This window comes from Hydrogenophaga sp., from assembly GCF_026125825.1.
Taxonomy (GTDB): Bacteria; Pseudomonadota; Gammaproteobacteria; order Burkholderiales; family Burkholderiaceae_C; genus Hydrogenophaga.
The window spans coordinates 1-8,669 of sequence record NZ_JAHCKK010000131.1; the positions used below are offsets into that span (position 1 = coordinate 1).

10 protein-coding genes and 1 pseudogene are annotated in these 8,669 nt (G+C 65.4%); 9 read left to right on the forward strand and 2 right to left on the reverse strand.

Features of this window, described 5'->3' with window-relative positions:
* From KIT86_RS23065 to KIT86_RS23075, 3 genes and pseudogenes are all read left to right on the forward strand, one after another.
* A pseudogene (locus tag KIT86_RS23065) lies at positions 1 to 456 on the forward strand (thiolase family protein); the annotation flags it as partial.
* A 23-nt stretch (positions 457 to 479) separates the two neighbouring features.
* Positions 480 to 1,460, forward strand: coding sequence for a tripartite tricarboxylate transporter substrate binding protein (locus tag KIT86_RS23070; RefSeq protein ID WP_297402754.1), 981 nt, complete (start codon positions 480 to 482; stop codon positions 1,458 to 1,460).
* A gap of 2 nt (positions 1,461 to 1,462) precedes the next feature.
* Positions 1,463 to 3,088, forward strand: coding sequence for a class I adenylate-forming enzyme family protein (locus KIT86_RS23075; protein ID WP_297402756.1), 1,626 nt, complete (start codon positions 1,463 to 1,465; stop codon positions 3,086 to 3,088).
* Between the two features lie 42 nt (positions 3,089 to 3,130).
* On the opposite strand, the gene KIT86_RS23080 is transcribed toward KIT86_RS23075, so the two are convergent.
* On the reverse strand, positions 3,131 to 3,940 hold the full coding sequence (locus tag KIT86_RS23080; protein ID WP_297402758.1) for a phosphatase PAP2 family protein: 810 nt from the start codon (positions 3,938 to 3,940) through the stop codon (positions 3,131 to 3,133).
* 205 nt (positions 3,941 to 4,145) lie between these two features.
* Between KIT86_RS23080 and KIT86_RS23085 the strand changes: the two genes are divergently transcribed.
* From KIT86_RS23085 to KIT86_RS23110, 6 genes are all read left to right on the forward strand, one after another.
* Entirely contained in the window at positions 4,146 to 4,514 is a 369-nt protein-coding gene (locus KIT86_RS23085; protein ID WP_297402760.1) for a DUF1428 domain-containing protein, read from the forward strand.
* A 312-nt stretch (positions 4,515 to 4,826) separates the two neighbouring features.
* Positions 4,827 to 5,597 carry an SDR family oxidoreductase gene (locus KIT86_RS23090; RefSeq protein ID WP_297402762.1) on the forward strand — a complete coding sequence of 257 codons (771 nt, stop codon included), beginning with the start codon at positions 4,827 to 4,829 and terminating at the stop codon, positions 5,595 to 5,597.
* Between the two features lie 223 nt (positions 5,598 to 5,820).
* Positions 5,821 to 6,177: a helix-turn-helix transcriptional regulator gene (locus KIT86_RS23095; protein ID WP_297402764.1), complete on the forward strand. Its 357-nt coding sequence runs from the start codon at positions 5,821 to 5,823 to the stop codon at positions 6,175 to 6,177.
* A complete protein-coding gene (locus KIT86_RS23100; protein WP_297402766.1) occupies positions 6,161 to 6,658 on the forward strand; it encodes an SRPBCC domain-containing protein in 498 nt (165 codons plus the stop codon). Before KIT86_RS23095 ends, KIT86_RS23100 begins: the two co-directional genes overlap by 17 nt.
* The gene (locus KIT86_RS23105) at positions 6,655 to 7,059 is read left to right on the forward strand and encodes a GFA family protein (protein ID WP_297402768.1); all 405 of its coding nucleotides are present in this window, start codon (positions 6,655 to 6,657) and stop codon (positions 7,057 to 7,059) included. Before KIT86_RS23100 ends, KIT86_RS23105 begins: the two co-directional genes overlap by 4 nt.
* Before the next feature lie 140 nt (positions 7,060 to 7,199).
* Positions 7,200 to 7,541, forward strand: coding sequence for a YciI family protein (locus KIT86_RS23110; protein ID WP_297402770.1), 342 nt, complete (start codon positions 7,200 to 7,202; stop codon positions 7,539 to 7,541).
* A gap of 268 nt (positions 7,542 to 7,809) precedes the next feature.
* Here KIT86_RS23110 and KIT86_RS23115 read toward each other — a convergent pair whose 3' ends face one another.
* Positions 7,810 to 8,319 carry a DUF1993 family protein gene (locus KIT86_RS23115; RefSeq protein ID WP_297402772.1) on the reverse strand — a complete coding sequence of 170 codons (510 nt, stop codon included), beginning with the start codon at positions 8,317 to 8,319 and terminating at the stop codon, positions 7,810 to 7,812.
* Between the last annotated feature and the right edge of the window lie 350 nt (positions 8,320 to 8,669).

Here is an 8,669-nt window from a genome sequence, read left to right on the forward strand (position 1 = left end):
GTCAGCGGCCTGCCGCGCCGCGACGACGATACCGAGCAAGCCATCACCCACCGGGCCGCGCGCGCCGCCTACGAACGCGCCGGCCTCGGCCCCGACGACATCGACCTGGCCGAAGTCCACGACGCCACCGCCTTCGGGGAAGTGCTGCAGACCGAAGCGCTGGGTTTCTGCGCCCCTGGCGAGGGCGGGCGCTTCGCCGAATCCGGCGCCACCGCGCTCGGCGGCCCACTGCCCGTCAACGTCTCGGGCGGCCTCGAATCCAAAGGCCACCCCATCGGCGCCACCGGCCTCATGCAGATCGGCGAGCTGACCGAGCAACTGCGCGGGCGCGCCGGCCCGCGGCAAGTGGCCGGCGCCCGGGTGGCCCTGGCCGAGAACGGCGGCGGCTTCATCGACAACGAGGAAGCCGTCGCCTGCGTCACCCTGCTGGGCGCAGCGCGCCACGGCCGGGCCTGAACCACTTCCCAAGGAGACACGACATGAAACGAGTTCCCATCCAGCGCCGCCACGTGGTGGCCCTTCTCACCGGCATGGCGATGGCCCCGGCGCTGCTGGCGCAAACCGCCTGGCCCAACAAACCCATCCGGCTCATCGTTCCCGCTGGCGCGGGCAGCGGCCCGGACATCATGGCCCGCCTCATCGGCGACCGGCTCGGGCAGCGCCTGGGCCAACCCATCGTGGTCGAACCCACACCGGGCGCCTCGGGCATCCTGGGGGCGGACAAAGCCCTGAACGCCGCGCCCGACGGCTACACCTTCCTCTTCGGATTCAACCAGCTCATGACCATGAATCCGCACATCTACGCCAAGCTCCCCTACGACCCGGCCAAAGGCATCGCCCCCGTGAGCCTGATCTCCAAGGGCGGCTACGTCCTCCTCGCCGGCCCGACCGTGCCCTTCGACGACGTGGCCGGCATGATCCAGCACGCCCGCGCCCACCCCGGCGCGCTCACCTATGCGTCCTTCGGCAACGGCAGTGCGCCTCACCTCGGCATGGAGCTGCTCAAGCAGCGCGCCGGCATCGACCTGCTGCACGTGCCCTACCGCACCAGCGCCGCGGCCAACACCGACCTCATGGCCAACCAGATCCAGGTGAAGTTCGACACGCAGACCTCGGCCGTTCCCCTGGTGCGCAGCGGCAAGGTCAAGGCCCTGGCCGTCACCACCGGCGAAAGGCTCGCCGCGCTGCCCAACGTGCCCACCCTGAAAGAGACGCTGCCCGGCCTTGAGCTCACCGGCTGGAACGCCGTCTGGGGGCCCGCTGGCGTGCCGCCCGCCGTGGTGGAGCAGATGTCCCGCGCGATCCAGGCCACCCTGCAAGAGCCCGAGCTGCGCAAACGGCTCGGCGAGATGGGCATCGACCCCCAGGGCTCCACACCAGGCGAGCTCGACCAGCTCACCCGCCAGGAATCGGCGCAGTGGGGCAAGCTGATCCGCGACAAGGGCATCAAGGCAGATTGACGATGGCACTTGCGAACCCGCACACGATCGCCGACCTGGTCGAGGCGCTCGCGCGCGAGCGCGGCGACAGCCGCGCCCTGACCTTCATCGACCACGCCGCCCCGCCAGCGCAAGGCACCGAGCACCGCACCTGGGCGCAACTCTGGGACGCCGCCACGCGGCTGGCCACCGGCCTGGCCGCGCAAGGCTACGGCCCGGGCGATCGCGCCGCGCTGCTCATGGCCAACCACCCCGAATTCGTCGAGCTGCTCATCGCCAGCAGCCTCATCGGGCTCACGCTGGTCCCCATCGACCCCCGCACGCCCCCCGAGCGGCTGGCCTACATGCTCACCAAGACCCGCTGCGCGCTGCTCGTGGCCGAGCCACCCGCCTTGCCCAGCGCCCTGGCCGTGCGCCCCAGCTGCCCCAGCCTGCGCGGCGTGGCCGTGCTCGGCGAGCCGCCCGAGCCGCCCGCCCAGGGCGTGGTGCCCTACCGCAGCCTGCTGGCGCACACCGCCTCGCCCGCCATCGCCGCACAGCGCCGCCCTGCGGACGAGGACATGCAGATCCTCTTCACCTCCGGCACCACCGGCCACCCCAAAGGCATCATCTACAGCCACCGCAAATTCACCGACACCGCCCGCCTGGCCGCCACCGCCTTCGGCTACCGGCCCGACGACCGCCTGTACTCCGGCCTCTCGCTCACGCACGCCAACGCCCAGCTCGTCACGCTGGGCGCCGCCCTGGTGCGCGGCCTGCCCGTGGTCTTCTCGCGCCGGTTCAGCAAAAGCCGCATGTGGCAGACCGTGCGCGAGCACCGCTGCACCAGCCTGACCCTGCTCGGCGGCATGACCACCGCCATCTACTGCGCCCCACCCACCCCAGCCGACCGCGAGCACGAGGTGCGGCTCGTGGTGTCGGCCGGCATGCCCGCCACCATCTGGAGCGACTTCGAACACCGCTTCGGCGTGAGCCTGCTCGAGTTCTATGGCACCGCCGAAGGCGGGCTCACCATGAAGCCCCCCGGGGTCGGGCCGCTGGGCAGCATCGGCCGCCCGCCGCCCACGCTGAGCATCCGCATCGTGGACGACGCCGGGCAGGACGTGGCCCCTGGCGCGCGCGGCCAGCTGCTCATCCGCGCTGCCGACGGCACGCCGTTTCGCGTGTCCTACGTGGACGAACCCGAAGCCTCCGAAGCCAAATGCCGCGACGGCTGGCTCTGGACCGGCGACGTGGTGCACCGCGACGCGGACGGCTGGCTGTACTTCGACTTCCGCATGGGCCACGGCATCCGCCGCAACGGCGACTTCATCGACGCCGCCTTCATCGAAAAAAGCCTGGCCGAAACGGGCCTGGTCGATGACGTCTTCGTCTTCGGCGTGCCCGCGGTCTCGCGTGTGCCCGGTGAGTCCGACGTGGTGGCGGCGGTCGTCTTCGCGCAGCACGCGCCGCCCAACGAAAAGCTGGCGGTGGCCGCCCTCCGCGCCGCGCTCCCCCGGCCGGTGGTGCTGCAGCAGGTGCTGCCGTTGAAAGCCATTCCGAAAACCGCCTCGGAAAAGCCCCTGGCCCGCGTGCTCAGCCAGACGCTGGCCGAGCAGCCCGGCCTCGCACTCGACTGGCCTGCTGCGCAGGCGGTTGCCACAAGCTGACCACAGCGACCAAAGGCAGCGGCCCGCAAGCGTGGCTGAGGACTAGGCGCGCGAAGCCCGCCGCGTCACCTCGATCGCCGCGATGCACACCGTCAACCACGCCACACCGAAGGCGAACCCGGCCACCACATCGCTCGCCCAGTGCACCTGCAGGATCACGCGGCTCCAGCCAATGCTGAACGCCAGCGCCGAAGCCAGCAGCACGCTGGGCAGGTGCCAGCGCGGCGGCAGCAAGCGCAGGCACAGATAAGCCAGCATGCCGTACACCACCAGCGAACCCGAGGTGTGGCCGCTGGGAAAGCTGTAGCCATCGGCCTGCGCAAAGCCGTGGTCGTGAAAGGGCCGCACCCGCTCGAAAATGTGCTTGAGCACCCGGTTGAGCAGGCCCACCCCCGCGCACGCCACCACCCAGCCCAGCGCCAGCGACGTGCGCCGGCGCATCAGCAGCAGCACACCCACGCCTATCACCAGCAGCGTCAGCGGCAGCGGGTCGCCCAGGTGGGTCAAGCCGCCGAAAAAGCGCAGGGCAGAGGGGGGCAGCTCGCGCGCCAGCGTCTCGGTCAGCCGCACATCGAACTGGCCGATCTCCTCGTCCGCGTCGAACACCTCCAGCATCTCGGCAAACAGGGACGCCGTGGCCACCAGCACACCCGCCCCGAGCGCCAGGCACACGCCCAGCAGCAGCGGGCGCGGCCAGCGGTCCCACGAGGAATAGACGCCGTAGCGCCTGAACGCCACCACCAGGGCGGTGGTGGCCATGAGCACCAGCACCAGGGCGGCGGCCAGCACGGGCAGGGCATGCCGGCCGAGCCATTCGGCCCAGGCGAGGGCTTGGGAGAGGTCGTTGTCCATAGGGGGCGGGTGCGCTGTGGGCCGGGTCGTCCCGGCTGCGCTCGATTTTTGCACGCGGGGGCTGCCCCTCAAAAAAGGCGCGGCTGTCCTACAGCCTGCCGGCGCGGCATTGCGCACCATGTCGATTTGCCCTGCTGTCGTTCGTCGAGCAACGACAAGGTGCCCATAGGGGGCACCTTGCAGGCCAACCCAACAGGAGACGGATATGCCTTACATCGACGGTTTCGTGATCGCGGTTCCCACCGCCAACAAGCAGAAATTCATTGAACACGCGCGCAAACTCGACCCCATCTTCCTCGAACTGGGCGCCACGCGAGTGATCGAGGGCTGGGGCGACGACGTCCCGGACGGCAAAGTCACCGACTTTCGCCGTGCCGTCCAGGCGACGGCCGAGGAGACCGTGGCGTTTTCGTGGGTCGAATGGCCAGACAAAGCCACCCGCGACGCGGGCATGAAGAAGATGATGGAAGACCCGCGCATGGACCCGTCCGCCCCCGGCAACCCGCCCATGCCCTTCGACGGCAAACGCATGATCTTCGGCGGCTTCGAACAGGTGGTTGAAGTGAAAGATTGACCTCGGCCACCTCCACGCGAGTTGCCACTGGGCCCGTCTTCAGCTTGTTGGGCAGTCGCTCGACATACCTGAAGTACAGGCGGTTGCAGCTCAAGACCAAGAGCCTCGCGACTCCTCGGGCAACACCTTTGGTAGAAAACCAGCGTACAGCCTCGATGGAGCTCGCCGACACCCTTCGAGACCACTTAAGCGGCGCCGCAACAGGACGCCGCAGAGCTCGTTGCCCATAGGAGTTTGAAGTCCGAAAACGGCGAGACATCTGGCCATCCCAATACCAAACTACAGACTCTTTCAACCAGTGGAATACAAGTCATGAAGAGTCTGTTGAACAAGGTCGCCATCGTCACTGGGGCAAGTTCCGGGATAGGGCGCGCGACGGCGCTCCTGTTTGCCCAAGAAGGGGTCCGTGTTGTCCTGTCTGCTCGTCGCGTCGCGGAGCTTGAAGTTCTGGTCAATGAAATTGAAAGCGCAGGCGGGCAAGCCAGATTTCTGGCAGGCGACGTCTGTGATGAAGTGATCGCACAACGGCTGGTCGACATGGCCGTCACCGATTTCGGGGGCCTTGACATCGCCGTGAACAACGCCGGCACGGTTGGCACCTCACGCAACATCTCTGACATCGGCCTTGATGAATGGCGTCAAGTGATAGACACAAACCTCACTAGCTCATTCTTGGGTGCCAAGTACCAAGTGCCTGCGATGATCGAAAGAGGTGGCGGGTCGTTGATATTTACCTCATCATTTGTGGGCTACTCTGCTGGCATGCCTGGGATGTCGGCCTATGCCGCCAGCAAAGCGGGACAGATTGGCCTTGCAAAAGCACTGGCGACCGAGTTGGGAAGCAAGGGCATCCGATCCAACGCGTTGTTGCCTGGAGGCACCGACACCCCGGCCAGCATCACCAACGCGCCAGGGGCGACGCCAGAGGTCCTGGCTTTCGTAGAGGGCATACATGCGCTCAAGCGGATGGCAACACCTCAAGAAATTGCACAGGCGTGTCTATTTCTTGCCTCCAGCGCATCGAGCTTCGTCACCGGCACCGCATTCCTCGTAGACGGCGGCGTATCAGTCAACAGGACTTGAAGAGGCTGAACGAAAGTAGCTTGGTGCGTGCTTGACCGCCCAGACAGGTCGCAGCTGGGCGACCTGCATTCCGTCGAGCCGCGCCGGCTAGGAGATGCTGTTCGTGGCCACCAACGTTGTCATAGACACCGCTGAGGCACTGCGCTCTTGTGATTTCAGTTGACAGGATTCTGAATAATATTTAGCCTATCGGGTAATTAGCCAACAAAGAAATTAAAGCACCATGCTTGATGACCCGCTGAGCCTGACCTTCGCCGCACTTTCGGACCCCACCCGCAGGGCGCTCCTAGCGCTGCTGGCGCAGGGTGAGGCCACGGTGAACGAACTGGCGGCGCCGTTCGACATGCGCCTGCCGTCGATCTCCAAACACCTGAAGGTCCTGGAGCGTGCGGGACTGGTCGAGCAGAGCCGTCATTCGCAGTGGCGGCCGCGCCGGCTGCAGGCCGCTCCGTTGGCGCAGGCCGCGGGATGGCTTGAGCACTACCGCCCGTTCTGGGAGGACAGTTTCGACCGGATGGCCAACTACCTCGACGAGTTGAATGTTTCAGAGAAGGAGAAATTGCATGGACGCAAAGCTTGATTTGCAGGCCCGTGGGCAGCAAGTCGTGATCGAGCGCGTGGTGAGGGTGCCGCCTGCGCTGGCCTTCGAGGTCTGGACCTCGCCTCGGCACCTTGCCCGCTGGTGGGGGCCGCGCGACGAGCAGGGTCGAGACTTCAGCATGGCCTCGTGCGAAATGGATTTCAGATCGGGTGGCCGTTGGCGCATCTGTATCCGCTCGCCAGGCGGTGAAGACTATTGGCAGCACGGTCAGTACCGCGAGATCACGCCACCGGAACGCCTGGTGTTCACTTTTGCCTGGGAAAGAGCCGGAGAAACATTCCCGTTTACGCTGGTGGAGGTGGACTTCCTTCAGGAAGGGCCCGACGCCACGCGGATCCGTTTCCGCCAGTCAGGACTTCCGCAATCGGAACGCGATGGCCACGCCAGCGGCTGGGCCGAATGCATGGATCGGCTGACGGAGCATCTGGCGGCGGTTCAGGCGCCAGAGGCAAAGCTGTGAGGCGGGCCTACCGCGGCAGTTGCCACTGCGGCGCGGTTCAGTTCCGTTGTCTGCTCGACTTGCAGGCTGGAACGAGCCGCTGCAATTGCTCGATTTGCTGGAAGGGACGATTCTGGAAGGCGATCGTTCCTGCCACGGACTTCGAACTGCTGGCCGGCGATGCGGCGCTTGCTGAGTATCGATTCGGCTCGGAATCGATCCGGCATCGCTTCTGCCAGCACTGCGGTATCAAGCCGTTCGGGGAGGGTGAACTCGTGGAGTTGGGCGGCCACTTTTATGCCATCAACGTGGCCTGCCTCGACGACGTCATGTTGGACGTTCTGCTGGCTGCGCCGATCGTGTATGAGGACGGTCGACATGATCGGTGGGACCGGGTGCCTGCGCAGGCGTCGCTGCTGTAGCCACCGACGAAGAAGTGCTGCATTCTGTCCTCGGTTCGTCGAAAGCAGACGTGCGGGCAGACAGCTCGCGCGCCATCCCGTGACCCTGCATGATGCATTGCGCCAGTAGAGGTGCATGCCATTTAGAGTGGAGTGAAAGAATGCATTTCTTGCTCATCATTGCCCATGACGATGAATTCAAGCCGACTGAGGACTTGATTGGCGACATCGTGAAATGGATCAGTAACATGCAGGCGAGTGGGGTTCGAGTGGATGGCAACCCGTTGCGGCCTGCGTCGGAGGCGATCACCCTGCGGGTCAGGGAGGGTCAGGTCGTCCACACCCCTGGGCCGTTCTCCAGGTCTCGCGAACAAATGTGTGCCTACGAACTGCTTGAATGCGCGACGTTCGAGATCGCACTTGAAGCTGCATCGAAACACCCCATGGCAGCCGTGGCCACAATTGAGGTGCGACCGGTGTGGACTACTCTGTCGAAACATTAGCCCCGGGTGTTCCTGGGACAGATCGCCCTTTTCATGCCAAGGAGACCTCCCGCGGATCCGCCGGGACTCTCGCCGCATTCGTACTGGAATGGGCTCCTGCCGATCTCTTTGACACCGACCTCAGGTCACTGTGTCCGTAAGCGGCCGCTTGACCAGTAAGCGCTAGATGCCGCCACCGCTGCATAGTCGCCTCTCCAAACCCCCGCCCAACGCCCTCAAAGGGCCAAGCGTTGGACCTCACCGCCCGGCCGCACTCAGGTGTCTCGCGTCAATACGCACCCATGTAGTCGCGCTTTCCAATCTCAACGCCGTTGTGGCGCAAGATGGCGTAGGCGGTGGTGACGTGGAAGAAGAATTGCGGCAGGCCGTAGTTCAGAAGATAGGTGCTGCCGGTGAGCTTCTTTTCCTTGGGGGTGCCCGGGCGCAGCACGATTTCGCGGCTTTCGCTGGCTTCGAATTGCTCGGGCTTGAAGGAGCCGATGTGGGCCAAGGCCTTGGCGATCAAGGCCTGCAGGTCCGCGAAGCTGGCTTCCGTGTCGGGCCAGGAAGGCACCTCGGCACCCGCCAGGCGGGACGCAATGCCCTTGGAGAAGTCAGCAGCGATTTGCACCTGTCGAACCAGCGGAAACATGTCGGGGAACAGCCGCGCTTGCAGCAGCGCGTTGGGATCGATGTTCTTTTGCGTCGCGTGGTCTTCGGCTTTCTTGAGCACGTCAGACAGGGCCCGCAGCATCTGCTGCAGAACGGGAACGGAGGCGGTGTACAGCGGGCTGGTCATGGTGAATTCACTTTGGGTTTGGGGCACGGTCGCCAAGGCTGGCAGGGCAGGGGCCTTGCCGCCCCCGCAAGGCTAACAGCACACGGCCAACCCGCACCCGCCAATGAGATCGGCCCTCGCTGCAGATTTTTCTGGTGCGCGCTGTGAATACTTTTGGCGTATTGATGTAAAGTCTCTCCCGCTCACGAAAAAGGTGAGCCGGGCCTGAGAACCCGAGGACCCTTTGCGGCTTGATAGGCCGCTGTATACCGCTAGGACAGCGGCCTTCATCATTCATGCTTGCTTTATGGCGGCCTGAATGGGAAGCCGCGAGGCTTGCCGGTTCTTCGCAAGGGGTCCCTGGTTCTCAG

What these genes read in the sequence shown, in the direction of transcription:
- KIT86_RS23070 (WP_297402754.1), top strand. Translation starts at nt 480, where the DNA reads ATGAAACGAGTTCCCATCCAGCGCCGCCACGTGGTGGCCCTTCTCACC.
- KIT86_RS23090 (WP_297402762.1), top strand. Translation starts at nt 4,827, where the DNA reads ATGAAGAGTCTGTTGAACAAGGTCGCCATCGTCACTGGGGCAAGTTCC.
- KIT86_RS23095 (WP_297402764.1), top strand. Translation starts at nt 5,821, where the DNA reads ATGCTTGATGACCCGCTGAGCCTGACCTTCGCCGCACTTTCGGACCCC.
- KIT86_RS23080 (WP_297402758.1), bottom strand. Translation starts at nt 3,940, where the DNA reads ATGGACAACGACCTCTCCCAAGCCCTCGCCTGGGCCGAATGGCTCGGC.
- KIT86_RS23100 (WP_297402766.1), top strand. Translation starts at nt 6,161, where the DNA reads ATGGACGCAAAGCTTGATTTGCAGGCCCGTGGGCAGCAAGTCGTGATC.
- KIT86_RS23075 (WP_297402756.1), top strand. Translation starts at nt 1,463, where the DNA reads ATGGCACTTGCGAACCCGCACACGATCGCCGACCTGGTCGAGGCGCTC.
- KIT86_RS23085 (WP_297402760.1), top strand. Translation starts at nt 4,146, where the DNA reads ATGCCTTACATCGACGGTTTCGTGATCGCGGTTCCCACCGCCAACAAG.
- KIT86_RS23110 (WP_297402770.1), top strand. Translation starts at nt 7,200, where the DNA reads ATGCATTTCTTGCTCATCATTGCCCATGACGATGAATTCAAGCCGACT.
- KIT86_RS23115 (WP_297402772.1), bottom strand. Translation starts at nt 8,319, where the DNA reads ATGACCAGCCCGCTGTACACCGCCTCCGTTCCCGTTCTGCAGCAGATG.